Origin of the sequence: Geodermatophilus tzadiensis (assembly GCF_003002915.1) — a bacterium.
Classification (GTDB): Bacteria; Actinomycetota; Actinomycetes; order Mycobacteriales; family Geodermatophilaceae; genus Geodermatophilus; species Geodermatophilus tzadiensis.
This window is the reverse complement of sequence record NZ_PVTG01000003.1, coordinates 58,746-83,346: the sequence shown is the minus strand read 5'-3', so window position 1 is coordinate 83,346 and position 24,601 is coordinate 58,746. Positions and strand designations below refer to the sequence as shown.

The 24,601-nt window shown below is 77.6% G+C and carries 25 protein-coding genes; 11 read left to right on the top strand and 14 right to left on the bottom strand.

Annotated elements, in window-relative coordinates:
• Window positions 1-71: 71 nt before the first annotated feature.
• Both LY71_RS05630 and dinB read right to left on the bottom strand, forming a co-directional pair.
• Entirely contained in the window at window positions 72-470 is a 399-nt protein-coding gene (locus tag LY71_RS05630) for a DUF3040 domain-containing protein (RefSeq protein ID WP_106275992.1), read from the bottom strand.
• Between the two features lie 123 nt (window positions 471-593).
• Window positions 594-1,781 (bottom strand): DNA polymerase IV, encoded by a 1,188-nt coding sequence (gene dinB, locus LY71_RS05625; RefSeq protein ID WP_245887689.1) that lies wholly within the window; start codon window positions 1,779-1,781, stop codon window positions 594-596.
• Window positions 1,782-2,026: 245 nt separating this feature from the next.
• Between dinB and LY71_RS05620 the strand changes: the two genes are divergently transcribed.
• The 3 genes from LY71_RS05620 to LY71_RS05610 all read left to right on the top strand — a co-directional run bounded on the left by LY71_RS05620 (window position 2,027) and on the right by LY71_RS05610 (window position 4,720).
• On the top strand, window positions 2,027-2,362 hold the full coding sequence (locus LY71_RS05620; protein ID WP_106275990.1) for a BatC protein: 336 nt from the start codon (window positions 2,027-2,029) through the stop codon (window positions 2,360-2,362).
• 314 nt (window positions 2,363-2,676) lie between these two features.
• Window positions 2,677-3,768, top strand: coding sequence for a cupin domain-containing protein (locus LY71_RS05615; RefSeq protein ID WP_342747998.1), 1,092 nt, complete (start codon window positions 2,677-2,679; stop codon window positions 3,766-3,768).
• Between the two features lie 19 nt (window positions 3,769-3,787).
• A complete protein-coding gene (locus tag LY71_RS05610) occupies window positions 3,788-4,720 on the top strand; it encodes a ferredoxin family protein (protein WP_245887688.1) in 933 nt (310 codons plus the stop codon).
• A gap of 3 nt (window positions 4,721-4,723) precedes the next feature.
• On the opposite strand, the gene LY71_RS05605 is transcribed toward LY71_RS05610, so the two are convergent.
• The 7 genes from LY71_RS05605 to LY71_RS05575 form a co-directional block, all read right to left on the bottom strand.
• Window positions 4,724-5,896 carry an alkaline phosphatase family protein gene (locus tag LY71_RS05605; protein WP_106275988.1) on the bottom strand — a complete coding sequence of 391 codons (1,173 nt, stop codon included), beginning with the start codon at window positions 5,894-5,896 and terminating at the stop codon, window positions 4,724-4,726.
• Window positions 5,893-6,645 (bottom strand): class I SAM-dependent methyltransferase, encoded by a 753-nt coding sequence (locus LY71_RS05600; RefSeq protein ID WP_106275987.1) that lies wholly within the window; start codon window positions 6,643-6,645, stop codon window positions 5,893-5,895. The genes LY71_RS05605 and LY71_RS05600 overlap by 4 nt, the downstream gene beginning before the upstream one ends.
• Window positions 6,646-6,673: 28 nt before the next feature.
• Window positions 6,674-7,153: a VOC family protein gene (locus tag LY71_RS05595; RefSeq protein ID WP_106275986.1), complete on the bottom strand. Its 480-nt coding sequence runs from the start codon at window positions 7,151-7,153 to the stop codon at window positions 6,674-6,676.
• Window positions 7,154-7,271: 118 nt separating this feature from the next.
• Window positions 7,272-7,868: a GDSL-type esterase/lipase family protein gene (locus LY71_RS05590; RefSeq protein WP_211297160.1), complete on the bottom strand. Its 597-nt coding sequence runs from the start codon at window positions 7,866-7,868 to the stop codon at window positions 7,272-7,274.
• Window positions 7,869-7,962: 94 nt separating this feature from the next.
• Complete coding sequence (locus LY71_RS05585; protein WP_106275985.1) at window positions 7,963-11,805, bottom strand: DNA polymerase III subunit alpha; 3,843 nt, start codon at window positions 11,803-11,805, stop codon at window positions 7,963-7,965.
• A complete protein-coding gene (locus LY71_RS05580) occupies window positions 11,802-12,281 on the bottom strand; it encodes an SAV_6107 family HEPN domain-containing protein (RefSeq protein ID WP_106275984.1) in 480 nt (159 codons plus the stop codon). The genes LY71_RS05585 and LY71_RS05580 overlap by 4 nt, the downstream gene beginning before the upstream one ends.
• On the bottom strand, window positions 12,281-12,601 hold the full coding sequence (locus tag LY71_RS05575; RefSeq protein ID WP_106275983.1) for a DUF6504 family protein: 321 nt from the start codon (window positions 12,599-12,601) through the stop codon (window positions 12,281-12,283). The genes LY71_RS05580 and LY71_RS05575 overlap by 1 nt, the downstream gene beginning before the upstream one ends.
• Before the next feature lie 228 nt (window positions 12,602-12,829).
• Here LY71_RS05575 and LY71_RS05570 point away from each other — a divergent pair, with 228 nt between their 5' ends.
• From LY71_RS05570 to LY71_RS05545, 6 genes are read left to right on the top strand one after another with little or no spacing between them, the layout of a single operon-like run.
• Entirely contained in the window at window positions 12,830-13,399 is a 570-nt protein-coding gene (locus LY71_RS05570) for a YbaK/EbsC family protein (protein WP_106275982.1), read from the top strand.
• A gap of 14 nt (window positions 13,400-13,413) precedes the next feature.
• Window positions 13,414-13,986 (top strand): GNAT family N-acetyltransferase, encoded by a 573-nt coding sequence (locus tag LY71_RS05565; RefSeq protein WP_106275981.1) that lies wholly within the window; start codon window positions 13,414-13,416, stop codon window positions 13,984-13,986.
• 5 nt (window positions 13,987-13,991) lie between these two features.
• On the top strand, window positions 13,992-15,680 hold the full coding sequence (locus tag LY71_RS05560) for a phytoene desaturase family protein (protein ID WP_245887687.1): 1,689 nt from the start codon (window positions 13,992-13,994) through the stop codon (window positions 15,678-15,680).
• A complete protein-coding gene (locus tag LY71_RS05555) occupies window positions 15,677-16,489 on the top strand; it encodes a carotenoid biosynthesis protein (RefSeq protein ID WP_106275980.1) in 813 nt (270 codons plus the stop codon). The genes LY71_RS05560 and LY71_RS05555 overlap by 4 nt, the downstream gene beginning before the upstream one ends.
• A complete protein-coding gene (locus LY71_RS05550) occupies window positions 16,486-17,583 on the top strand; it encodes a glycosyltransferase family 2 protein (protein WP_106275979.1) in 1,098 nt (365 codons plus the stop codon). The genes LY71_RS05555 and LY71_RS05550 overlap by 4 nt, the downstream gene beginning before the upstream one ends.
• An 18-nt stretch (window positions 17,584-17,601) precedes the next feature.
• Complete coding sequence (locus tag LY71_RS05545) at window positions 17,602-18,258, top strand: flavin reductase family protein (protein ID WP_211297159.1); 657 nt, start codon at window positions 17,602-17,604, stop codon at window positions 18,256-18,258.
• A gap of 124 nt (window positions 18,259-18,382) precedes the next feature.
• Here LY71_RS05545 and LY71_RS05540 read toward each other — a convergent pair whose 3' ends face one another.
• Window positions 18,383-19,357: a carbohydrate kinase family protein gene (locus LY71_RS05540; RefSeq protein WP_106275978.1), complete on the bottom strand. Its 975-nt coding sequence runs from the start codon at window positions 19,355-19,357 to the stop codon at window positions 18,383-18,385.
• Window positions 19,358-19,680: 323 nt separating this feature from the next.
• Between LY71_RS05540 and LY71_RS05535 the strand changes: the two genes are divergently transcribed.
• Window positions 19,681-20,094, top strand: coding sequence for a hypothetical protein (locus LY71_RS05535; RefSeq protein ID WP_106275977.1), 414 nt, complete (start codon window positions 19,681-19,683; stop codon window positions 20,092-20,094).
• 34 nt (window positions 20,095-20,128) lie between these two features.
• Here LY71_RS05535 and LY71_RS05530 read toward each other — a convergent pair whose 3' ends face one another.
• Window positions 20,129-20,812: a CDP-alcohol phosphatidyltransferase family protein gene (locus tag LY71_RS05530; protein WP_106275976.1), complete on the bottom strand. Its 684-nt coding sequence runs from the start codon at window positions 20,810-20,812 to the stop codon at window positions 20,129-20,131.
• A 48-nt stretch (window positions 20,813-20,860) separates the two neighbouring features.
• Here LY71_RS05530 and LY71_RS05525 point away from each other — a divergent pair, with 48 nt between their 5' ends.
• Entirely contained in the window at window positions 20,861-21,670 is an 810-nt protein-coding gene (locus LY71_RS05525) for a lipase family alpha/beta hydrolase (protein WP_106275975.1), read from the top strand.
• 98 nt (window positions 21,671-21,768) lie between these two features.
• On the opposite strand, the gene LY71_RS05520 is transcribed toward LY71_RS05525, so the two are convergent.
• Genes LY71_RS05520 through LY71_RS05510 form a run of 3 tightly spaced genes read right to left on the bottom strand, consistent with a single transcriptional unit; the run spans window position 21,769 to window position 24,595 of the window.
• The gene (locus tag LY71_RS05520; protein WP_106275974.1) at window positions 21,769-22,581 is read right to left on the bottom strand and encodes an ABC transporter permease; all 813 of its coding nucleotides are present in this window, start codon (window positions 22,579-22,581) and stop codon (window positions 21,769-21,771) included.
• Window positions 22,578-23,495 (bottom strand): ABC transporter ATP-binding protein, encoded by a 918-nt coding sequence (locus LY71_RS05515; protein WP_211297158.1) that lies wholly within the window; start codon window positions 23,493-23,495, stop codon window positions 22,578-22,580. The genes LY71_RS05520 and LY71_RS05515 overlap by 4 nt, the downstream gene beginning before the upstream one ends.
• Window positions 23,492-24,595, bottom strand: a complete 1,104-nt coding sequence (locus LY71_RS05510) for a transcriptional regulator (RefSeq protein ID WP_106275973.1) — start codon at window positions 24,593-24,595, stop codon at window positions 23,492-23,494. Before LY71_RS05510 ends, LY71_RS05515 begins: the two co-directional genes overlap by 4 nt.
• Between the last annotated feature and the right edge of the window lie 6 nt (window positions 24,596-24,601).

The following is a 24,601-nucleotide window of genomic DNA, read 5'->3' as shown; positions in this document are numbered from 1 at the left end:
CGCGCTCAGGCCGCGAGAACGCCGACGGCCGCCGTCCCGGGGGACGGCGGCCGTCGGCGACGGTCGGGGTGCTACTGGTCGTAGCGGCGGCGGAAGCGCTCCTCGAGCCGGTTCTTCAGCGGCTGCCGGCGGGGCTTGCCGCCCCGGCCGCGGGCGGTGCTGCCGCCGCGGGCGCCGGCCGGACCGGCCTCGACCGCGCCGGTGGCGCTGCGGTAGTTGAGGACGCCGAGAGCGGCGCCGCCGAACATCACCAGGAAGCCGAGGACCCCCAGCGGCACGGACGGGGCGACGGCGCCACCGACGAGGACGGCCAGACCCACCAGCACCAGCAGCGCACCGAGTTGCAGCTTCCGCCGGGCCTTGAGCCTGCGATCACCCGTGCGGACGGAGGAGGCGAACTTGGGATCGTCGTCGACGAGGGCGCGCTCGATCTGCTCCAGCAGTCGCTGCTCGTGCTCGGAGAGCGGCACCGCTACCTCCAGGTGGGTCAAGCCAATACCGCCGGGGTCCCCCCGGCGGTACCCACGAGGATACGAGGCGTATGCAGGGTGCGAAAGGCGAGCGCGCGGCGACCCGCCGGGCGGCTTGCGTGATCACCCCCGCGGGTGGTCGCGGACCCGTCGGTCGCCGTCGCGGTGCAGCAGGGTGGCGGGGCGGACGGCGCCGGCACCGAACCGCCGGGCGGCCCGGTCGGCGGCCAGCTCGGCGTCGCGGCGGCCGTGCTCGCGGGCGCCGAGCTCGAGCTGGCGGGGCGCCGACCCGGCGTCCACCAGCCGCTCGGCACGCACGCCGACCAGCCGGATGCGCGCCCGGTCCAGGCCGAGGGCGTCGAAGAGCGCCCGGGCGGTCTCGTACAGCTCCTGCCCGACGTCGGTGGGGACGCCGAGGGTGCGGCTGCGGGTGATCGTGGTGAAGTCGGCGAAGCGGACCTTGATCGTCACGGTGCGGGCCAGCCAGCCCCCCGCGCGCAGCCGGCCCGCCGTCCGCTCCGCCAGCCGCAGCAGCTCCCGGTGGACCACCGCGGGGTCGTCGACGTCGGTGCCGAAGGTCTCCTCGTGCCCGGTGGACCGCTCCGGCTCGTCGGGCACCACCCGCCGCGGGTCGCGGCCCCACGCCAGCTCGTGCAGGTGGCTGCCCGCCGCGGGGCCCACCGCCCGCTGCAGGGTGCGGGCCGGGACGTGCGCGAGGTCACCGACGGTGCGCAGCCCCAGCCGCAGCAGCACCTCCTCGGTCTTCGCGCCCACGCCCCACAGCGCGCCGACCGGCAGCGGGTGCAGGAAGTCGATGACCTCGGCCGGGCGGACGACGAGCAGCCCGTCGGGCTTGGCGCGGGTGGAGGCCAGCTTGGCGACGAACTTGGTGCCGGCCACCCCGACCGAGCAGGTGATGCCCTGCTCGTCGAAGACCCGGGCGCGCAGGTACTCGCCGATCTCGGCGGCGTCGCCCAGCCGGCGGCCGGCACCGGAGACGTCGAGGAACGCCTCGTCCAGGCTCAGCGGCTCCACCAGCGGGGTGATCGAGCGGAACAGCGCCATGACCGACCGGGAGACCTCGGCGTAGAGCGCCACGTCCCCCGGCAGCACGGTGGCCGTGGGGCACAGCCGCAGCGCCCGCGCCGTCGGCATGGCGGCGTGCACGCCGTACGCCCGGGCCTCGTAGGTGGCCGAGGTGACCACCCCGCGGTTGCCCGCGCCGCCCACGATGACCGGGGTGCCGGCCAGCTCGGGGTGCCGGCGCACCTCGACGCTGGCGAAGAAGGCGTCCATGTCGACGTGCAGCACGCCGCACCCCTCCGCCCGCCCCCGCGACGGCGCCACGCCGCACCCCTCTCCTCGAACACCTGTTCGGACCGACCCGGGGAGCGTAGCCGCCCGCCGCGGGCTCCGGCACGCCGTGGGCGGGGTGCCCGCGCGTGTCGTGAAACGGCAGGTCGGGCCATGTGTGGCGGGGTGCCGAACGGGTTAGGTGGGACACGACCGACCGTCGTCCGGCGGACGGTCCCGACCCGGATCCCCGGAGGAGCTCGATGGCGCTCGACGACGACGACATGACCAGCGTGGAGGGTCCGGCCGACAGCGGCGCGGGCGAGGGCACGCCGGGCCACCAGGACGGCGGCGCCGACGGTGGTGCTGACGGCGGCGCGGGTCACGGCCCGGCCGACGGCGGCGCCGCGGGTGGCGGCTCGGACGGTGGCGCCGACGGTGGCGCCGACGGCGGTGCTGACGGTGGCGCCGACGGCGGTGCTGACGGCGGTGCTGACGGCGGCGCGGGTCACGGCCCGGCCGACGGCGGCGCCGCGGGTGGCGGTTCGGACGGCGGTGCCGACGGTGGCGCCGACGGCGGTGCGGACGGTTCGGCCTGAGCCAGGACACGACAGGCACCGGGCCGGGCGGAGGCGACCTCCGCCCGGCCCTGCGCCGGTGCACGCACCTCGACCCGGAGGTCTTCGCCGGGCAGCACTGGTCCCGCCGCCCCCTGCTCGCCCGCGCCGAGGACACCGGTGAGTCCTTCGCCGACCTGCTGACCCTCGCCGACGTCGACGAGCTGCTCTCCCGCCGCGGCCTGCGCACCCCGTTCCTGCGCATCGCCAAGGACGGCCGGGTCGTCGACGCCACGCGCTTCACCAGCTCCGGTGGCGCCGGTGCCGAGGTCGGCGACCAGGTCTCCTCCGACAGCGTGCTGCGGTTGTTCGCCGACGGCAGCACCGTCGTCCTGCAGGGCCTGCACCGGCTCTGGCCGCCGCTGATCGAGTTCGCCGACCAGCTGGCCGCCGACCTCGGGCACCCCACGCAGGTCAACGCCTACGTCACCCCGCCGTCCTCGCGCGGCTTCTCCCCCCACTACGACGTCCACGACGTGTTCGTGCTGCAGGTGGCCGGCGAGAAGCACTGGACGATCCACGAGCCGGTGCTGCCCGACCCGCTGCGCACCCAGCCCTGGACCGACCGGTCGGCCGCGGTCGCCGCCGCCGCGGAGCGCGAGCCGGTGATCGACGCCGTGCTGCGCCCGGGCGACGCCCTCTACCTGCCCCGCGGCTACCTGCACTCGGCGGTGGCGCTCGGCCAGACCAGCGCGCACCTGACCATCGGCGTGCACCCGGTCACCCGCTGGGCGGCCGCGGAGTCGGCGCTGGACCTGGTGCGGGTGCTGGCCGCCGAGGACCGGGAGCTGCGCCGCTCGCTGCCGCTGGGCCTGGACCTGTCCGACCCGGCGTCGGTGCGCGACGAGGTCCGGGCCGCCGTCGCCGCGCTCGGGGACTGGCTGGAGCGGGTGGACCCCGACGAGGTGGCCGACCGGCTGCGCTCGCGGACCTGGGCGCAGGTGCGCCCGGAGCCGGTCGCGCCGCTGGCGCAGGCCACCGCCGCCGCGGCGCTCACGCCCGACTCGGTGCTGCGGCTGCGCCGACGGCTCCGGGTGGCGCTGCGCGAGGCCCCCGGCGACGGGGACCGGGTGGTCCTGCTCGGCGGCCGGCGGCGGCACGAGTTCCCCGCCGCCACGCGGCCCGCGCTGGCCGCGCTGCTGGCCGCCGGCGAGCTCAAGGTCGCCGACCTGACCGGCCTGGACCCCGAGGACCGGCTCACCCTCGCCCGGCGCCTGGTGACCGAGTCGATCGCGCTGGTCGCCGACGCGTCCTCGCCCGGCCGGGGCGGGGTCGACGGCGTCCCGGTCACCGCTCCGGAGCCGGGCCCGACCGGTCCCGGTGCTCCCGCGCCGGACGCCGGCGGGGACGATGGGGAGCGTGCCGACGCCCTCGGGACCGGGTCGTGAGCCCGCGGCCCTGCCCCGGGTGAGCGCCCCGGCCGCCTCCCGCTCGACCCCGGCCGGCCGGCTCGACGCGACCCGGTGCTCGGTGACGGCCGCGGCCCGCGGGGACTCCCCCGTGGGCACGGCCTCCCCGGCGCAGCGCTGGCTGCTCGTCGAGCAGCCCGGGCCGTGGGGACGCGACGCCCTCACCCAGTCCCGCTTCGACGCCGGTGTCGCCGCCCGGCTGTCGGCCCGCGCCCGGGCCGAGGGGGTGCGGGTGCTGCTGGTGCGCCGTCCCGGGGAACGGCTCGCCGACACCGGCCGGCGCTGGGCCTACGCCGACGGCCGGCCCGGCCGCGAGGGGCTGTGGTGGTCGGCGCGGACGGAGGACGCCGACCTGCTCTCGGTCCCCTGGGACGGGTCGGTCGGCGAGCGGGCGGAGGGCCCGACCTACCTGGTCTGCACGCACGGCCAGCACGACGCCTGCTGCGCGCTGCGCGGCCGGCCGCTGGCGCGGGCGATGCCGTCGGCCGACGTGTGGGAGTGCAGCCACCTGGGCGGGTGCCGGTTCGCCTCCAACGTGCTGGTGCTGCCGCACGGCTTCGCCTACGGCGCGGTGCCCGGCGACGGCGCCGACGTGGTGGCCGCGCACGCCCGCGGCGAGGTGGCGCTGCCCTGGCTGCGCGGGCGGGCGGGGCTGGCCATGCCGGCGCAGGCGGCCCAGGCCGCGGCGCGGGAGGCCACCGGGCTGCTCGGCGTCGACGACCTGCCGGTGCGCGGGTCGCGGCGGCTGCCCGGCACCGACGCCGAGGAGGCCGAGGGCGTCGAGCGGTTCGAGGTGGTGCTGGCCGGCCCGACGGGCGACGTCGTCGTCCGGCTGGAGAGCCGGCCGTCGGCCGAGGCGGTGCAGCTGACGTGCCGGGCGACGCACCCGGCGCACTCCCGGGTGTGGACGACGCTGGCGGTGACCGGGTAGGGCTCAGCCCAGCGCGCGGCCGCGGGCCAGCAGCAGCGGGATCGCCAGCTCCGCGTCGGTGAGCGAGCCGTGGTAGGCCACCAGCCGGCTCGGCCCCGGCTCGGACAGGCCGGCGGTGATCGCCCACGGGCCGCGGGCGAGCGCGACGACGTCGCCGATGCGGGCGGCCAGCGCGGGGTCGACCTCGCCGAACACCCCGCTGGCCACCGCCTCCTCGCGGCCGGCGACCCACGCGCGGTCGCCGAGCAGGCCGCGCCAGGCGTCCAGGACGTCGTCGGCGGCCCCGGGGACGGCGTGCACGTAGCGGGCCCGCGGCTCCCCGGCGAGCAGGGCGACGCCGTCGAGCAGCTCGGGCTCGTCGTCGAGGTCGACGCGGGTGTGCACCGGGACGTCGAGCATGCCGTGGTCGGCGGTGACCAGCAGCGCGGCGTCGTCGGGCAGGCCGTCGACGACCTGCTCGACGAGCTTGTCGACGAGCGCCAGCTGCAGCCGCCAGCTGGCGGAGTCGACGCCGCGGACGTGCCCGGTGAGGTCGAGCTCGGGCGTGTAGCCGTAGACCAGGCCGGTGGGCGTCAGGCTCAGCGACTGCAGCACCACGGCGGCCAGGTCACCGGCGCCGACCGTGCCCGAGTAGCCGGCGCCGCGGTAGGCGGCGGTGGACAGCCCCGAGCCGCGGTAGGCGTAGGGGGCGACGGCGGAGACCGGGACGCCGGCCCCGGCGAGCTGCTCGAAGACCGTGGGCCGCGCCTGCCACTGCGCGGGGTCGGGGTCGTCGGCCCACTGCACGTGGTTGAGGGTGCGGTCCTGCCCGGGGACGGCGGTGACGAAGCCGAGGACGCCGTGCCCGCCCGGGGGGACGCCGGTGCCCAGCGTGGTGAGGCTGACCGGGGTGGTGCTCGGGCAGGGGGCGGCGAGGTCTCCGGCGGGGGTCGCCAGGCCGGCGAGGGTCGGGGCGAGCTCGGCGTGCTCGCGCAGCAGGTGCGCGCCGAGGCCGTCGACGAGCAGGACGGCGACCCGGCGGGCGCCGGCCAGGGCCGCGGTGAGGCCGAGCGGGTCGGCCGGCAGCCCGCCGCGGTCGACGTCGACACCGAGGGCGGCGGCCACGCCGGGCAGCACGTCGGCGAGGGTGGCGGTGCCGTACTCCGGGCGGGTCAGACCGGCCGGCAGCGCCGTCACGGGCGCGTGGCCAGGACGTGCAGGCCGGTGGCGACGTCGCGGTAGGGCGAGGTGACCGCCAGCGCGAGCTCCAGCCGGCGGACCGCCTCGGGGTCGGCGCCGGAGGCGGCGTCGAGCAGGTCGGCGACGACGGCGACGCCGCGCCACTCCCCCGGCTCGAGGCCGGCGCCGGTGAGCAGCGCCAGCAGGTCGCCGGGGCCGAAGCGGCGGCGGGCCGGGCGGGTGCGGCTCGGCGCGGGGTCGCGGTCCTCGAGGAGGGCGAGGGCCTCCTTGGGGTGCCCGCCCAGCGCCCGGGCGAGGACGGCGCCGGCGCGGTTGGCGGTGGCGATGCTGACCTGCCCGCCGGGCCGCAGCGCGCGGGTGACCTCGCGGAGGGTGGCCGAGGGGTCGTCGACGACCTCGAGCACCGAGTGGCACAGCGCGAGGTCGTAGCCGCCGCCGGCGCCGTGCCCGTCGTCGAGGGGCAGCTCGTGCAGCAGGTCGCCGTCGCCCTGCAGGCCGCGGACCCGCTCGCCCACCCCGGCGGTCTGCGCCCGGCGCTGGAGGGTGGCCAGGGCGTCGGCGCTGGGGTCGACGACGGTGACCTGGTGGCCGAGCCGGGCGAGCGGGACGGCGAACCCGCCGCTGCCGCCGCCGACGTCGAGGACCCGCAGCGCCGCGCCCGCGGCGACGACCGGGTCGAGCGCGGCCCACACCGCGGCGGTCCGGACGGGCAGCTGCTCGCCGGTGGACGGGGCGGGGGCGCTCACCCGCCCGACCCTACTGGCGGGCGAGAGGTCAGGCCGGGACGCCGTCGGCGGCCTCGCGCATCTCGGCGACGACGATCCGGCGCATCTGCAGCATCGCCTCGGTGGCGCGCTGGGCCCGGCCGGCGTCGGGGTCGGACAGCAGCGCGAACAGCTCGACGGGGATGACCTGCCAGGAGACGCCGAAGCGGTCCTTGAGCCAGCCGCACTGACCCTCCTCGCCGCCGTCGGTCAGGTGGGACCAGTAGTGGTCGACCTCGTCCTGGTCGGCGCAGTGGACCTGGAAGCTGATCGCCTCGGTGAAGGGGAACTGCGGGCCGCCGTTGAGGCCGACGTAGGCCTGGCCGTCGAGGGTGAAGCTCACGGTCATCGCAGTGCCCTCGGGGACCGGCATGTCGGGGCCGTAGCGGGTGACCTGGTCGATGGAGGAGTTCGGGAAGACCGACGTGTAGTACTGCGCGGCCTCCTCGGCGCGGCCGTCGAACCACAGGCACGGGATCTGCTTCGGCATGGCGGGTCCTTCTCTCCGGCGGCCGGCGCGGTACCGGCGTGCAGGAGTAGACCGCGCCGCGGCGTCCCCGTCATCGGAGCGCGCCGCGGGGGGATCGGCGTCGGCGGGTCGGCCCCGGTCACGCCGTCCAGGCCCGCCAGTGCGGCCAGACCAGGTCGGCCAGCGCCGCGTACCCGGCCGCGCCCGGGTGGGCCCCGTCGCCGGCGGCCACCTCCGCCGTCCACACGGGGTCGGCGGCCAGCGCGGCGTGGACGGCGACGTGGGGCACCCCGCGGGCGGCGCACAGCTCGGCGAGGCGGGCGTCGAGCCCGGCGGTGCGGACGTCGTGATCCGCGTCGGCCACCGGTGGCGGGCCGACCACCAGCACCGGCCAGCCGGCAGCGCGGGCTCCGGCCAGCACCGTGTCGAGGGCGGCCACGGAGCGCTCCGGTGCGACCCGCGGGGCGCCGCCCTCGAGCGTGGTGTCGTTGACCCCGAAGGAGACCACCAGCCGCGCGTCCCACTCCCCGGACAGCCGGGGGACGCACTCGGTCGCCCAGCGGGCGGCGACCTCGACGCCGGTCTGCCGGCGCACACCCAGCGGGTAGGCGGTCAGCGGGCGCCCGGCCCGAGCGCTGCGGGCGGCGAGCCGGCCGACCCAGCCGAGGTGCTCGGGGTCGCCGACGCCGGCCGTGAACGAGTCGCCGAGGAAGCAGACGCGCAGGTCCCGGGTCACCGCGGCCATCGTGCCGGACCGGCGGTCGACCGGGGTGGTCCCGCGGCAGGGGACCGCGCCGGGCTCGCGAGGCGTGGGGCAGCGGGGTCCTCCCTCAGTGGCCGGGGCTGCCGGGGCTGGAGTGCCAGAGCTTCCGGGGAGCGGCGGCCGCGGCGCGGCGGGCGGCGGTGGCGGCGTCGTCACCGGCGGGCCTGACGTCGGCGTAGGGCGACATCCGGAAGCCGGTGGGGTGCACCAGCACCGGCTTGACCACCACCGGCCGCGACCCGTGCGAGGCCGCCGCCCCGCTGATCGCCTGCTCTGTGTACTCCCCCGGCGCGGCCATCTGCTCGGCCACCGCCGCCAGCCCGCCGGTCTCCCACGCCTCGTGCAGCGCCGGCAGCTCCCAGGCCCCGGTCGCCCGGATCGACACCCCGCGCGGGCCGGTGCGCCGCAGCACCCCGCGGATCACCAGCAGCCACGAGTGGAACACCGTCGCCGCGTACGGGCCCTGCACGTCCTCGAAGAAGGTCGAGTCGGTGCAGCCGGTGCCGTCGTCGAGGGTCACGAACACCACGCGCCGTCCCGACCGGATGGGCGGGGTCTGGGTGGCCACCTTGACCCCGGCCACCAGCACCTCGGCGCCGCTGCGGCTGCCGAGCAGCTCCCCGGCCGGCACCGCGCCGACCGCGGCCAGGAACGGCCGGTAGAAGTCGACGACGTGCCGGCTGGCGTCCAGCCCGAGCACCTCGAGCTCGGCGCGCACCAGCTCGGCGTCGGTGAACTCGGGCAGCCCCGAACCCGCGCCCCACGAGAGCACGCCGCCCGACAACGCCGTCTCCTCCGCCTCGGAGACGCCGGCGGGGTCCTCGGCGGCGTCACCGGCGTCCCCGGCGTCCCCGGCGCCCCCGGGTGTCTCGAGGCCGAACAGGTCGAGGCTGAGCTGCCCCACCGAGCCGGCCTTCGCGCCGCTGCGGCTCCACCGGTCGAGCTCGCTGATCTGCAGCAGCAGGTCGCGGCGGGTCATCGAGCCGCGGGCGCGGGTGGGCCGGCCGGCCTCCCGGTCGCGCACCCCGAAGCCGTAGAGGGAGTCGAACCCGCCGGCCAGCACGAGCCGCTCGACCACCGGGCGGGACACCGCGGCGCGCGTCCAGAAGTCGGTGAGCGACCGGTAGGGCTGCCCGGCGACGATCCGCCCGACCTCGTCGTCGGAGATGCCCTTGACGTCGGCGAGCGCGAGCCGGATGCCGTAGCGGGAGGGGTCGGGCATGGCCGCCGGCATCCAGTCCGGGCGCTGCCAGTCCGCCCGCCGGTCGGGCTCGCGGTCAGGCTCTCCCCGGTCCGGCGCCGCCAGCCGCTCCACCCGGTAGCTGCCGGTCGAGGCGTTGACGTCGAGGCCGAGCACCCGGATGCCGAAGTTGCGGGCGTCGTCGAGGATCAGCCGCTTCGGGTACATGCCCGGGTCGTGGGTGAGCACCCCGGCGAGGAAGGCCGCCGGGTGGTGGGTCTTGAGCCACGCCGACTGGTAGGTGGGCAGCGCGAAGGCGGCGGCGTGGGCCTTGCAGAAGCCGAACGACCCGAAGGCGACCAGCACCTCCCACACCTGCTCGACCACCTCGACCGGGTAGCGCCGCAGCGCCTCGGGCGCGAACCAGGCCCGCACCTCCGGGTGCAGCTCCTTGTCGCCCAGCGCCCGGCGGGCCTCGTCGGCCTGGGCCAGGTCGCAGCCGGTCATCTGCGCCACGATCTGCAGCACCTGCTCGTGGAAGACCACGACGCCGGCGGTCTGCTCGAGGAACGGCGCGAGGTCGGGGTGCGGGTAGACCGGGTCCCGCCAGCCGTTCCGGGCCAGCAGGAACGGCGTCACCATGTCGCTCTTGACCGGACCGGGCCGGAACAGCGAGATGTCGATGACGATGTCCTCGAACGTCTCCGGCCCGAACTTGCCGACCAGCTCGCGCTGCCCCGGCGACTCGATCTGGAACATGCCGAGGGTCCGGGTGCTGCGGATGAGCTCGAAGGTCGTCGGGTCGTCCCTCGGGATCGCGTCGACGTCGAGGGTCTCGCCGTCGACCCGGGCCACCTCCTCGACGGCGTGCGCGATCGCCGACTGCATCCGGATGCCCAGCAGGTCGAGCTTGAGCAGCCCGAGCTCCTCGACGTCGTCCTTGTCGAACTGGCTCATCGGGTAGCCGAGGAAGCTGTTCTCCACCGGCGTGCGGTCGAGCAGCGTGGCGTCGGAGAGCAGCACACCGCACGGGTGCAGCGCGATGTGCCGGGGCAGCCCGTCGAGCCGGGCGACGAGGTCGAAGAGCAGGTCGAGGTCGCCGGTGCCCCCGCCGCGCCGGGACCCCAGCCTGCTGGCCCGCAGCTCGGGCAGGTCGCGCAGCGCCGCGTGCACCTGGTCGGCCCGGACGTGCGGGAAGGCCTTGGCGACGGCGTCGACCTCGCCCGGCGGCAGCCCGAGCGCGGCACCGACGTCGCGGATGGCGTGCCGCACCCGGTAGGTGTCCATCATCGAGATGCAGCTGACCCGGTGCGCCCCGAAGCGGTCGATCACCGCGTCGTAGACCTCCATCCGCCGGGCGGACTCCACGTCGATGTCGACGTCGGGCAGCTGGTGGCGCAGCGGGGAGAGGAAGCGCTCCATCAGCAGCCCGTAGCGGATCGGGTCGACGTCGGAGATGCCCAGCAGGTAGGTGACCAGGCTGCCCGCGCCCGACCCGCGCGCCGCGGCGCGGACCCTCAGGCTCCTGATGAGGTCGACCACGTCGGCGACGGTGAGGAAGTAGGACGGGTAGCCGAGGGAGTCGATGACGGCCAGCTCGTCGTCCAGCCGCCGGGTGACCTGCGCGGTGGGCGCCATCCCGCGCCGGCCCAGCCCCGCCTCGCAGCGGGCGCGCAGCACCTGCGAGGGACCCATCCCCCGCTCGCCGGGCCGGGTGACGACGTCGAGCTCGGGGTAGCGCACGGTGCCGATGCCGAGGTCCTCGCGGACGTCGACCACGCACTGCTCGGCCAGCCGGGCGGTGCGCTCGAGCAGCCGCAGCGCCGCGTCGCGGTCGGGCCCGGCCAGCTCTGCGGCGACCTCGGCCATCTCCTTGCCCGACTTCAGGTGGCCCTCGGCGGTGCGCCGGTCGACGTGCCGCGCATCGAGGGCGACCAGCCGCCGGGAGGCGTCGAGGACGTCGGCGGTGGGCGCGTCGAGGGCGTCGACGTACCGGACGGCGTTGGTGAGCACCACCGGCACGCCCTGCTCGGCGGCGAAGCGCATCAGCCCCTGCGCCCGGGAGCGGTCGCCCCGGCCGCGGTGGTGCACCAGCTCGACCACCAGCGCGCCCGGGCCGAACACCGAGCGCCAGGCGTCCAGCCGGGCCGCGGCGACGTCGGCCCGGCCGGCGGCCAGCGCCCGGCCCACCGGCGAGTCCGGCCCCAGCACGGCGACCAGCCCCGGGGCGTGCTCGGCGGCCAGCGCCAGCGAGGCCACCGGCTCGCCGCGGGTGCCGCGCAGGTGGGTGGCGCTGGTCAGCCGGCACAGCGCCCGCCAGCCGGCGCCGTCCCGGGCGAGGAAGGTCACCCGGGGCAGCCGGGGGTCGACGCTCGCCCCGCCGCGCGCCGGGCTGCGGCGCGCCGGCCGCACCGGGGCACCCCGGTCCCGCGCCACCCCGGGCACGGTCAGCTCGTCGTCCTCCCCCAGCACGCGCGCCCGGGCCCGCGGCACGGCGGTGTCCACCGCCGGGGCGACCGCGAGGTCGACCCCGAACAGCGGCCGCACCCCGGCCGACCGGCAGGCGAGCGCGAACTTGACCGCGCCGTAGAGGCCGTCACGGTCGGTCAGCGCCAGCGCGCCCATGCCGTGCTCGGCGGCGCGCGCCACCAGGTCGGCGGGGTGGTTGGCCCCGTACCGCAGGGAGTACCCGGAGGCGACGTGGAGGTGGACGAAGGGGTCCCCGCTCACCGCCCGCGGGCGGGACGGTGGGCGGTGCCGCCGACCACGCGCGGGCGCGGGGCGGGCTCGGGCTCGTGGTCGAGGAGGTCCTCGACCACGGTGAGGAAGGAGCCGACGTCGCGGACCAGGTCGTCGGCCTCCCGCTCGGTGACCGCGCGGGACAGCCCGGCCTCGGCCGCGGCCCGCTTGGCCGCGCCGGCGGCGAAGAAGGTGGCCCACTCACCCAGCTCGGGGGCGACCTGGCCGAGCAGCACCCAGGCGCTGCGCGGCCGGCGGCGGCCGCCCTCGGGCCGGGTGCGGGCGGCCAGCACCGCCGCCGCGGCGCGCAGCGCGCCCAGGTGGGCGGTGGCGTAGCGGCGGCGCGGGTCGGTCGAGCCCGCCGCCTCGGCCAGCGCCCGGGTGGCCTGGTCGAGCAGCTGGACGGCGGCCGTCGGCAGCGGCGGGGGCAGGGGCAGCTGGTCGGCCATGACGCGAGCGGCGCCCATCAGTCGTGCACCCGCACGAGCGACCACCGGTTGTCGGCGGCGTCCCAGGACAGGTCGTAGACGCCGGCGAAGCTCATCCGCGACCGCCCGGCCCGCACCGCCTCGACGCGGAAGACCTCGCGGGGTGCGACCAGGTCGGCCGAGGCACCGCCGGCGGCCGGCCGCTGCCACCACGGCGCGGTCTCCACCCAGGAGTCGAGCAGCTCGCCGACGACGTAGCGCCACTGGCCGCGCCAGAACTGCGCCGGACCGAGCGGCCCCCGCTCGACCCGCACCTCCTCGCCGACCCGCTCGCCGACCTCACCCAGCACCCGGCTCATGCCCGACTCCCCACCCCGTGCCCGCGGCCGGCCCGCCCACCGCCCGGGCGGGGAAGGTCCCGGGAGCGGTGGCCGACCGTTCGAACGTCTGTTCGAACACCACGAGTAGACCCGACCTCCGCGGTGTCGTCAAGCCGGACGCACCGGGAGGAGGGACCGGCGTCCTCCTCCCGCCCGTGCGCGGCGGACGGTACGGCGGGGGTCCGACAGCGGTGGCAGGATCGACGCATGAGCCGACCCGTCCACCCCCGGGTGGCCGCGTTCGCCGACCTGCTCTCCCGGGCCGGGGCGAGCGGGCGGGTCCACGAGCTCCCCTCCGGCGCGCACACCGCCGCGGAGGCCGCCGCCGCGCTCGGCGTCCCGATCGGCGCGATCGCCAACAGCCTCGTCTTCGACGTCGACGGCGCCCCGCTGCTGGTCCTCACCAGCGGCGCGCACCGGGTCGACGTCGCCAGGGTCGCCGCGCTGCTCGGCGTCCGGCAGGTCCGGCGCGCCTCGGCCGACTTCGTGCGGGAGCACACCGGCCAGCCGATCGGCGGGGTCGCCCCCCTCGGCCACCCCGGGCCGATCGGCACCCTCGTCGACGTCGAGCTGGCCCGCCACGACCGCGTCTGGGCCGCGGCCGGGCACCCGTCGGCGGTCTTCCCGACCAGCTACGACGAGCTGCTGCGGCTGACCGCCGGCACCGCCGCGGAGGTCGGCGACGGCCCTCCCGAGGCCGCCGAGGACCAGGCGGTGCGCCTCCGGACCGGTCCACCCGCGACCACCCACGACCCCGCCGCCGTGGTGGGCCCGTGAGCGAGGAGAGACACGTGACCGGCACGACACCCGCGACGCGGGTGACCGAGCTGCCCGTCGGCTGGCTGCGCGACCACATGCACGAGGCGCTGGCCATCTACGGCGAGGCGATGGGCTACGACGCCTCGGTGGTCGCCGGCCGCTACGGCTACGCCGTCCAGCACACCGAGCGGCCCGGCTTCCGCGCCGTCGGCGCCTTCGAGGCCGGCGTGGACGGTGAGCGGCTCGTGGGCTTCGGCTACGGCTACCTCGTCGCCCCCGGCCAGTGGTGGCACGACCAGGTGCGCGCCGCGCTCGACCGGCGCACCGCCAAGCGCTGGCTGCCCGGCGCCTTCGAGGTGTGCGAGCTGCACGTGCACCCCGACGCGCAGAGCCGCGGGCTGGGCCGCCGGCTGCTGCACGCCCTGGTCGAGGGCGTCCCGGCCCCGGTGGCGCTGCTGTCGACGCCCGACGCCGACACCAAGGCCTTCCGGCTCTACCACGCCGACGGCTTCGTCGACCTCGCCCGCGCCCACCACTTCCCCGGTGACGCCCGCCCCTTCGCGATCCTCGGCGCCCGGCTCCCGCTGCGCGCCGCCGCGTCCTGACCGGCGTGCCGGCCGGCGGCCGCCCCGCCGACACCGGCGTCGACGCCGTCGCCGATGCCGTCGCCGGTGCCGTGGCCGACGCCGTCGTCGTCGGCGCGGGGCACAACGGCCTGGTCGCGGCCTGCCACCTGGCGCGGGCCGGGCTGACCGTCGAGGTGGTCGAGCGCGACGAGGTGCTCGGCGGCGCGGTGTCCACGGTGGAGCGCTGGCCCGGCGTGCGGGTCGACCGCGGGTCCAGCGCGCACGTCATCGTCCGGCACAGCGGCGTCGTCGAGGAGCTCGACCTCGCCGCGCACGGGCTGCGCTACGTCGACTGCGACCCGTGGGGCTTCGCGCCCGCGCCGGTGCCCGGCGACCCCGGCCCCGACGGCCGGCCGCTGGTCTTCTCCGTCGACCTCGACGCCACCTGCGCCTCCATCGCCGCCGCCTGCGGGGAGGACGACGCCGCCGCCTACCGCCGGTTCGTCGGCGTGTGGGGCCCGCGCAGCCGCGCCGTCGTCGACTCCTTCGGCCGGCAGCCGACCCCGCTGGGCCTGGTCCGCGCCTTCTGGCCGCTCGGCGCGCCCAGCGGCGACGCCCCGCGCACCCCCGGCGGCGACCTCGCCGTCGACTTCCTCGGCTCCGGCGACGCGCTGCTCGACCGCTGGTTCACCAGCGAGCGGCTCAAGGCGGCGCTGGCCTGGTTCGGCGCGCAGTCGGGCCCGCCGATGTCGGAGCCCGGCACCGCGGCGATGGTCGCCTGGGTGGCGCTGCTGCACGACACCCCGCCGGGCCACCCGGTGGGCGGCTCGGGCGGGCTGACCGAGGCGCTGCGCCGGCGGCTGGAGTCCGACGGCGGGCGGGTCACCCTCGGCGACGGCGCGGCGCGCCTGCTGGTCGAGGACGGGCGGGTCGCCGGCGTGGAGACGGAGTCCGGACGGCGGATCGCCGCCCCGGTCGTCGTCGCCGCCTGCCACGTGCTGGCCACCCGCGACCTCGCCGGCGCGCACGCCCCGCCGGCCCTGGCCGCCGCCGCCCCGCCGGTGGGCAACGGCTTCGGCCTGGTGCTGCGCTGCCTCACCGACGCGCTGCCGGCCTACCCCGGCGTCGACCCGGCCGTGTCGGCCCAGGGACTGCAGCTGCTGTGCACCGACCGCGCGCAGCTGGCCGCCGCGCACGGCGACTGGCTGGCCGGCCGGCTGCCGCGCGAGCCGGTGCCGCTGGCGATGTCGTTCTCCGCCAGCGACGACACCCTCGCCCCGCCCGGGCAGCACGTGGTCACCGTGTGGGGGCAGTGGTACCCCTACGACCTCGCCGACGGCGGCGACTGGGACGCCCTCGCCGACGCCGAGGCCGCCCGCCTGGTGGCCGCGGTCGACCGCTTCGCCCCGGGCTTCGCCGACTCGGTGCAGCAGGTGTACGTCCAGACGCCGCTGCTGCTGGAGCGGGAACTGTCGCTGCTGCGGGGCAACGTCATGCACGTGGAGATGGGCCTGGCCAGCATGTTCGCCTTCCGGCCGACGCCGGCGCTGTCGGGCTACCGCGTGCCCGGGCTCGAGGGCCTCTACCTCGCCGGCGCCTCCACCCACCCCGGCGGCGGCGTGTCGGGCAACTCGGGCCGGACGGCGGCGCGCGCCGTGCTCGCCGACCGCCGTCCGCTCGCGCGTGCCCGGAGCCGGGCCGGCCGGGCGCTGCGCGCCGTCCGCTCCCGGTGAGTGCGGCGACGGCGGCCGCCCGGCGGGCGGCGGCACCGGCCGCGCGGCTGCCGCTGGTCCTCGCCGTGGCGGTGGTCCTGGCCGCGATCGCCTACCCGCTGACCGACGGTGGCGGCCGCGACGCGGTGTCCTGGACGATCGTGCTGCTGGGCTCGGCGGTGTCGGTGACCTCGGCCGCCGCCGCGCACGGCGTGCGCACCGGACTGGCGGTACTGGGCCTGGTGGCGGTCACCGCGGTGGCGTTCGAGTCGGTCGGGGTGGCCACCGGGTTCCCCTACGGCCCCTACGCCTACAGCGACGTGCTGGGTCCCACGCTGCTCGGCGTCCCGTTCCTGGTGCCGCTGGCCTGGCTGATGATGGCGTGGCCGAGCTGGGTGCTGGCGCGGCTGCTCACCCGGCGGGCGCGGCCCGGGCGGCAGCGGCCCGCGCGCGTCGTGGTCGCGGCCGCGGTGTTCGCCGCGTGGGACGTGGTGCTCGACCCGCAGCTGGTGCAGGCCGGCTACTGGACGTGGGCGCGCCCGCAGCCGGGCCTGCCCGGCATCGACACCGTGCCGCTGACCAACCTGGCGGGTTGGCTGCTGGCCGGCCTGGTGCTCATGACGCTGCTCGACCTCGTGGTCGCCCGCACCGCGCCGCCCGGGGGCCGGCGCACCGGCGACGCCGCACCGCTGCTGGTGCTCGGGTGGATGACCCTCGGCGGCGCGCTGGCGCACGCGGCCTTCCTCGACCTGCCCGGCTCCGCGGCCTGGGGCGCCGCCCTGGCGGTGCCGGTGCTGGGAACGCTGGCCGTGCAGGCCCGCCGTCGGTGAGCGGCCCGGTCGTCCGGGTCCTGTCCGGCCTGGCGGTCGCGGGCGCCGCGCACGCCGCGGTCAACGCCCGGCTGCTGCGCCGCGCGCCGGCCGACCCGCCGGAGGTGGCCCGGCCGGTCACCGTCGTCGTGCCGGTGCGCGACGAGGAGGCCACGATCGGCGGTTGCCTGGCCGCCGTCCTCGCCTCGGCCGGCGTGCCCGACCTCCGAGTGGTCGTGGTCGACGACGGCTCCACCGACGGCACGGCCGCCGTCGTCCGGGGAGTCGGTGACCGGCGGGTGCGGCTGCTGTCCGCCCCGCCGCCACCCGACGGCTGGCTGGGCAAGCCGCACGCCTGCTGGGTGGGCGCGCAGACGGCCGACGACGGCGTGCTGGTGTTCGTCGACGCCGACGTCCGGCTGGCGCCGCGCGCGCTCGCCGCCGCGGCCTGGCTGCTCGACGCGCACGGCCTGGACCTGGTCTCGCCCTGGCCGCGGCCGGTGGCGGTGTCGGCGGCCGAGCGGCTCGTGCAGCCGCTGTCGCCCTGGCTGTGGCTGACCACGCTGCCGCTGCGGGCCGCCGAGCGCTCGCCGCGGCCGTCGCTGACCGCCGCCAACGGCCAGTTCCTCGCGCTGACCCGCCGCGGCTACCTGCGTGCCCGAGGGCACGCCGCGGTGCGCGACCAGGTGGTGGAGGACGTCGCGCTGGCCCGGGCGGTCAAGCGCGCGGGCGGCCGCGCCGTCCCCGCCGCCGGCGCCGACCTGGCCACCTGCCGGATGTACGACGGCTGGGCGGCGATGCGCGAGGGCTACGGGAAGTCGCTGTGGTCCTCGGTCGGGGGGTCGCCGGCCGCGGGGCTGGCCGCCGCCGCGGTGCTGACCGCCGTCGGGGTGGTGCCGGCGCTGGCCGCGCTGGGCGGCTCCCGCGCCGGGCTGGCCGGCTACCTGGCCGGGGTGGCCGGGCGGGTGGTGGCTGCCGCGGCCACCGGGAGCCGGGTGTGGCCCGACGCGCTGGCCCACCCGGTGTCGCTGCTGGCGCTCGACGTGCTGCTGGCCGGGTCGGTGCGCGGGCACCGTCGCGGCACCCTGACCTGGCGCGGGCGCGCGGTCGGGTGACCCGGGCGAGGATGGGGCGTGACCTCGGCCGACTCCCCCGCCCGCACGACCTTCGACCCCGCGGCGATGAAGCCGTCGGACTTCTACCGGGTCGTCAACTCCGTCGTCGTCCCCCGGCCCATCGCCTGGGTCTGCAGCCGCTCGGCCGAGGGCGTGCACAACCTGGCGCCGCACTCCTTCTACACCGTCGCCTGCGTCAGGCCGCCGGTCGTGCAGTTCACCTCGGTGGGCCGCAAGGACTCGCTGACCAACGTCGAGGCCACCGGCGACTTCACCGTCAACCTGGTGCCCGAGGAGCTCTTCGAGCAGGCCAACGCCACCGGCACCGACTTCCCGTCCGACCAGAGCGAGGCCGAGCACACCGGCGTCCGGCTCGAGCCCAGTGAGAAGGTGGCCGCGCTGCGGGTGGCGCAGTCCCCGGTGGCCATCGAGTGCACGCTGCACTCGACGCTGCGGCTGGGTGACAGCACCGTCGTCTTCGGGCGGGTCGAGTGGATCAGCGTGTACGAGTCCGCCGTCCGCGACGGCCGGCCGCGCATCGAGGAGCTGCGGCCGCTGGCCCGGCTCGGCGGCAACGAGTGGTCGACGATCGGCGAGGTGCGCACCATCCCGCGCATCCCCTACGACACCTGGGCGCAGGACCCCTCGATCGGCGAGCAGGTCCGGGGCGGCTAGCCGCCCGGCGCAGGACGGCGGACCGACCGCGGGGCCGGAGGCTCCCGGTCGAGACGCCGTGGCAGGGCTCAGCGCAGCTCGGGGAGAGCACGTGGCCGCGGTGCGGTCCGGTAGGACCGCGGTGTCAGGGCAGGAAGGCGGCGACCTCGTCGGCGGCCGCGCGGCCGAAGGCGTCGGCGAAGCGGTCGAGGAAGGGCTCGCGGCGCAGCTCGTACTCCTGCGTGCCGACCACCTCGACCGCCTCGGTGGCCACCGCCGAGCCCAGCTGGGTGGCCCGCTCCAGGCCCAGCCCCCACGTGCGGCCGGCGATGAACCCCGCGCGGAAGGCGTCCCCGCCGCCGGTGGGCTCCACCGGCTTGGTCTCGGGCACCGCGATGACCTCGATCGTCTCGGCGCCGGCCTGCCGCACCCGCACGCCCTGCGCGGCGCGGGTGGTCACCCAGGTGCCCACCCGGGCGAGCACCTCGTCGTCGGACCAGCCGGTCTTCTGCAGCAGCAGGGCCGACTCGTACTCGTTGGTGAACAGCAGTTCGGCGCCGTCGACCAGGTCGCGGATCATCTCGCCGTCGGCCCAGGCCAGCTGCTGGCTGGGGTCGGCGGCGAAGGCGGTGCCGCGCTCCCGGCACTCGCGGGTGTGCCGCACCATCGCCGTCGGGTCGTTGGGGCCGACGACGACGAGGTCGGGCTCCCCGACGCGCGCGCACACCGGCGCCAGCTCGATCTGCCCCGCCTCGCTCATCGCGCCCGAGTAGAACGAGGCGATCTGGTTGTTGACCGCGTCGGTGGTGCACACGAAGCGGGCGGTGTGCTTGAGCTCCGACCAGCGCACGTCCCGGGTGTCGACGCCGTGGCGGGTCAGCCAGGCCTCGTAGTCGGCGAAGTCGCTGCCCACCGAGCCGACCAGCACCGGCGAGAGCCCCAGCAGCCCGAGGCCGTAGGCCATGTTGGCGCCCGCACCGCCACGGTGCTGGATGAGGTCGTCGACGAGGAAGGACAGCGACACGTTCTCCATCTGGCCCTCGACGAACTGGTCGGTGAACCGGCCGGGGAAGGTCATCAGGTGGTCGGTGGCGATGGAGCCGGTGACGACGACGGGCACGGGGGCTCCTCAGGACGGCGGCGGGGACGGCGGCGGGAGGGTGGGGCGGCGACGGGAGGTCGGGGAGACGGCGGCGCACGCACACCCTAGGCAGCGCCTCCCCCGGCGCACACCCCGACGGGCGCCGCCGCCCGGGACGGGCCCGCCGACGAGGAGACGGAGCGCAACCGCCTGACCGAGCACGCCGAGGGGACGGTCGGGCCCGTCCTCCGGATCCCACACCGCACACCTGCCTGCCTGGAGGCAGCACCGGCCCGCGGCCCTCGACGCACCGCAGCCCCGGTGCCACACTCGCGCACCTGCCGGGTGGAGAGGAGGTCGAGGTGTACGCGCGACTGAGCAGGTACAGGTTCCGGGTCGAGCACCAGCAGAGATGGGTCGACAACCTCAGACACCTCGATGCCATCCGGCGCAGTGAGGTGCAGGAGGAGCCGGCGGGCCTCGCGCTCGTCGCCGGACTCGACGGGTGCCGCGGGGCCTGGTTCATGGTCCCGGAGGACGACCCCGACTACGAGGAGCTCATCCGAGCCGAGGAGCAACGCATCACGGAGGGCGTCCCCAGCTCCTACGAGCAGAGGGAGGTGGTCTTCTCCCTCTGGGACACGCACGAGCAGGCGATGTCGGTCCGGGAACGACTCGGGGAGCAACTCGCCGGTCTCTTCCAGGACGTGGGCCTCACGTTCGCGGGGCCGCCGGAGACGGAGGTGTTCCGGGTCGACGGCGGCCGACCCTCGTAGTGCGCCGGCCGGCACAGCCTCCTCCGGACGGGCGTCAGTCCCTCAGCGCGCGGCGCAGCGAGAACCCGAGCTGGGCGGTCCCCACCACCCCGAGCAGCGAGCCGACGGCCGCCCCGGCGGTCACCACCGCCGCCGGGACGTCGGCCACCCCGGCCGCCTCGGTCAGCCCGGCCGCGGCGACGATGCCCGCACCGCCCACGGTGAACCCGGTCATCACCACCCGGGTGGGCCGCTCCCACACCGAGATCGACCCGGTCTCGGCCACCCCGGCCTGCCCGGCGCGGGCACGCAGGTAGTCGGGCAGCCAGCACAGCGCACCGAACAGCGCGGCCAGCCAGCCCGGCGCCCCGGCGACCCAGAGGGTGACCGCGTAGCCGGCCTCGGTCAGCCGGTCGACGGCGGAGTCCAGGACGTAGCCGCGCCGCGAGGCCCGCCCACCGGCCAGCGCCAGCGCGCCGTCGAGGGAGTCGAGCAGGCCGGAGAGCCCGACCAGCAGGCCCGCCACGACGAGCCACGCACCACCGGCCACCGCCGGGCCGACGGCGGCCAGCGCGACGAGCAGGCCGAGCGCGGTGGCCCCCAGCGGGGGGAGCCACGCCACCGACCGGGCCAGCGTGTAGGCCAGCGTCAGCCAGCCGTGCACCAGCCGGCTGCCGGCGGGGTCGGTGCCGCCGTGCCACCGCGACCACTCGGCGAGGTACTCGTCGCGGCTCAGCACGGGCGCAGTCTCCCGCAGCGCCTCGCGCGCACCGGGGACAGTGGGGAGGTGCTCGCCGGCCTGTCCCCCGCCCGCCGCCGCCTGGTCCTCGTCCTGCTGGCGCTGCTCGTCACCGCTCTCGCCGCCGCGGCCGCGCTGCTGGTCGTGCGCGGGTCGGACACCCCGGCGCCGGCCGACCCGGTGTCGCAGGAGGAGCCCGGGCCGGTGCTGCTGGTGCCCGGCTACGGCGGCAACGCCGGGTCGCTGGCGTCGCTGGCCCAGCGGCTGACCACCGAGGGCCGCGACGCCACCGTCGTCGACGTCCCCGAGGGCGGCACCGGCGACCTCGCGCTCTCCGCCGCCGCGCTCGACGCCGCGGCCGGGGCGGCGCTGGAGCGCACCGGCGCCGGCAGCGTCGACGTCGTCGGGTACTCCGCCGGCGGCGTCATCGCGCGGGTGTGGGCGGCCGACGGCGGGGCCGGCGTCGCCCGGCGGGTGCTCACCCTCGGCTCCCCGCACCACGGCACCACGCTGGCCGACCTCGCCGAGCGGGTGGCGCCGGGCCAGTGCCCGGAGGCCTGCCGGCAGCTGACCACCGGCAGCCCGCTGCTGGCCGGCCTCAACGCCGGCGACGAGACGCCCGAGGGGCCGACGTGGGTGTCGATCTGGACGACGCAGGACGAGACGGTCACCCCGCCGGACTCCGCGCGCCTCACCGGCGCCCTCAACCTGACCGTGCAGTCGGTGTGCGCGCAGGCCCGGGTGGCCCACGGCCAGCTGCCGCGCGACCCGCTGGTGCAGGCGATGGTCCTGGCCGAGCTGGCGGCCGGGGAGCCGGTGCAGCTGGGCCCGGCCGACTGCGCCCGCCTCGGCGGCTGAGGGCCCGCCACGATCAGTGGAAGGACCTCCCTCCCCCACCGCTCGCAGGCTCGCGGCGGGCCCCTGCAGGGAGGCCGCCTCCCGCGCGCGGGGCGCCGTCAGCTGGTGACGTCCTTCGTCGTGAAGTTCGCCCACGCCGCGGTGAGCAGCACGCCCACGTAGACGCCCTGCAGCGCCAGCCCGCGGACCACGTCGCGCCACAGGACCGGATCGCGGAAGAGGTCGACGAAGGCCAGCCAGTAGCGGGTGGGCAGGTACGGCGCGATCGGCGAGGCGGCGTCCAGGGTGAGCAGCAGCGAGGAGGTCACCAGCACGGCCAGGGCGCCGAGGGCGGCGGCCAGCGGGGAGTCGGTGAGCGTGGAGAAGAACAGCCCGAACGCGGCGACGCCCAGCATCGACACCGCGACGTAGCCGATGGCCAGCAGCGTCCGCCCGGCCAGCTGCTCGGCCGTGAGCGAGGTGCCCGACACCGACGTCCCGGCCGCCACCGGCTGCGCGTCGAACAGCAGCGTGCCCACCAGGTAGCCGACCGCGGCGACCACCACCACCGTCACGAGCACGAAGGCCAGGACGGCGACCAGCTTGGCCACCAGCAGCCGGGTGCGGCCGACCGGGCGGGCGAGCAGGTAGCGCAGCGTGCCGGCCTGCGCCTCCCCGGCGACGGCGTCGCCGCTGACCACCGCGACGGCGATCGGCAGGAACAGCGGCAGCACGATCGCCAGCGCGGCCAGCGGGTAGAGCTGGCCGTTGGTGAGGACGGCGGACAGGAACGGCGGCCCCTCCCCCGGCCGCGGCGCGAGGTCGGTGATCCGCAGCAGCACCGCCACCAGCACCGGCAGCGCGTTGAGCACGGCGATCGTCGTCCAGGTGCGCGGCCGGCCGAAGGTCTTGCGCAGCTCGACGCCGATCACGACCGCTCCACCCGGTCGGTGCTGGCGCCCGCCGCGGCCAGCACCACCTCCTCCAGCGTCGGCCGCTGCAACGCCAGGCCGCGCACCGGCACGCCGGCGCCCACCAGCAGCGCGTTGACCTCCGCCGGGTCCGCCCCGCGCACGACCACCCGGCCGCCGTCGGTCGCCAGCACCCGCCCGTCGAGCACCGCGTGCACCCGCTCGGGCGCCGGGGTGTCGACGACGGTGGCGCCGGTGGGGGCGGTGAGCGTCGCCAGCTGGTCCTGCAGCACCAGCCGGCCGCGGTCGAGCACGCCCACCCGGGTGCACAGCTGCTCGACCTCGGCCAGCAGGTGGCTGGAGAGGAACACCGTCGTCCCGTCGCGGTGCAGGTCGAGCAGCAGCTCGCGGACCTCGTGGATGCCCTGCGGGTCCAGGCCGTTGGTCGGCTCGTCGAGCACCAGCAGCTCCGGACGGCGCAGCAGCGCGCCGGCCAGCCCGAGGCGCTGCCGCATCCCGAGGGAGTAGGCGCCCACCGGACGCCGGCCGACCCCGCCGAGGCCGACCTGGTCGAGCGCCTCGGCGACCCGCCGCCTGCGGTCGCGGCGCCGTCCGCCCGGGCCGGCGGCGTCGAGCAGCGCGAGGTTCGTCGCGCCGGAGAGGTGCCGGTGGTGGGCGGGCCCCTCGATGAGCGCGCCGACCCGGGGCAGCACCCGCCGGCCGGCCCGCGGCATCCGGCCGCCGAGCAGCTCCACCTCGCCGCGGGTGGGCAGCACCAGGCCGAGCAGCATGCGCACCGTCGTCGTCTTGCCCGAGCCGTTGGCGCCGAGGAAGCCGTAGACGTCGCCGGCGCGGACGTCGAGGTCGATGCCGTCGACCGCGCGCACCCGGCCGTACTGCTTGACCAGCCCGCGGGTGACCACCACGGAGGTCACGACGGTGCCCCGGTGAGCGTCGCGGCGGCCTCGGCGAGCGCGTCGGGGGTGACCGTGCCGACGAGCAGGTAGGCGCCGCTGCGGGGCGGCTCGACGAGCACCAGCCCGAGCGGGCCCGCGGTGATGCGGGTGCCGGACCCGTCCCGGACCGCCCCGGGCGCAGCGGCCAGCGTCGAGCGCAGGCCTGCCGCGAGGCGGCCGGGCAGCGGGGCGACCGCCAGCAGGGTCACGCCGCTGCCGTAGAGGCCCACCGTGGCCGGCGCCCCGTCCACCGCGCGCCGGGCCAGGCCGGCCAGCTCGGCGGGGAGCCGGACCGGGGAGAGCTCCCGGTCGGCCGCCTCGCGCAGCAGGCCGCCGGTGTCCTCGCCGGGCAGCACCCGGGCCTCGGCCGGTGGGGTGAAGGCGACGACGCCGGCCGGCGGGGTGGCGAGGTCCACATCGAGGAAGCGGGTGTCGAGCGCGGGGACGGTCGCGCCGTCGGCGACCACCTCGACGGCCAGCGGCAGCCCCGTGCCGCCGTCGACCCAGACGTCCACGCGGGCCACCGACGCGGCGGGCGCGGCCGGCACCAGCCGCAGGCCGAGCGCGTCGCGGCCGGCCACCCGGCGGGCGCCGATCCGCGACAGCTCGTCGTCGGTGGCCTCCGACAGCAGCCGGCGGCCGAGCGCGGCGGGCACGAGGTCGGGCGGGGCGGGCAGCGCCAGCGCGGCCGGGGCGTCGCGGCGGGCCGTGGCCGACTCGAACTCCCACGTCCAGGTGCCGCCGGGGTCGGTGTGCACGCCGGTCTCCCCCGCGGCGCCCACCACGTCGACGCGGTGCTCGTCGGGCCCGCGCCACCAGACGCGCATCGCCGTCCGGTCGCTGAGCAGGTCGGCGACCCCGGGCAGCTGCTCGCTCACCGGCAGGCTCAGCCCGCCGGCGGACACCGCGTACCCGGAGAAGGCCACCCCGGCGCTGGCCACGGCGGCGGCGCGCAGCTCGGCGGCCGGGACGTCGGCGTCCTCGGCCGGCAGCGCGCCGACCAGCGCGGGCAGCGCGAGCAGGACGGCGACCAGCGCGGCGACGACCGCCCACCGGCGGGCCCGCCCGTGTCCCGACATGCGCGC

Excerpts from the sequence above, each read along its gene's own strand:
- LY71_RS05620 (WP_106275990.1), top strand. The coding sequence starts at position 2,027 with ATGGCGCTCGACGACGACGACATGACCAGCGTGGAGGGTCCGGCCGAC.
- LY71_RS05595 (WP_106275986.1), bottom strand. The coding sequence starts at position 7,153 with ATGCCGAAGCAGATCCCGTGCCTGTGGTTCGACGGCCGCGCCGAGGAG.
- LY71_RS05580 (WP_106275984.1), bottom strand. The coding sequence starts at position 12,281 with ATGGGCGCCGCTCGCGTCATGGCCGACCAGCTGCCCCTGCCCCCGCCG.
- LY71_RS05575 (WP_106275983.1), bottom strand. The coding sequence starts at position 12,601 with ATGAGCCGGGTGCTGGGTGAGGTCGGCGAGCGGGTCGGCGAGGAGGTG.
- LY71_RS05570 (WP_106275982.1), top strand. The coding sequence starts at position 12,830 with ATGAGCCGACCCGTCCACCCCCGGGTGGCCGCGTTCGCCGACCTGCTC.
- LY71_RS05510 (WP_106275973.1), bottom strand. The coding sequence starts at position 24,595 with ATGTCGGGACACGGGCGGGCCCGCCGGTGGGCGGTCGTCGCCGCGCTG.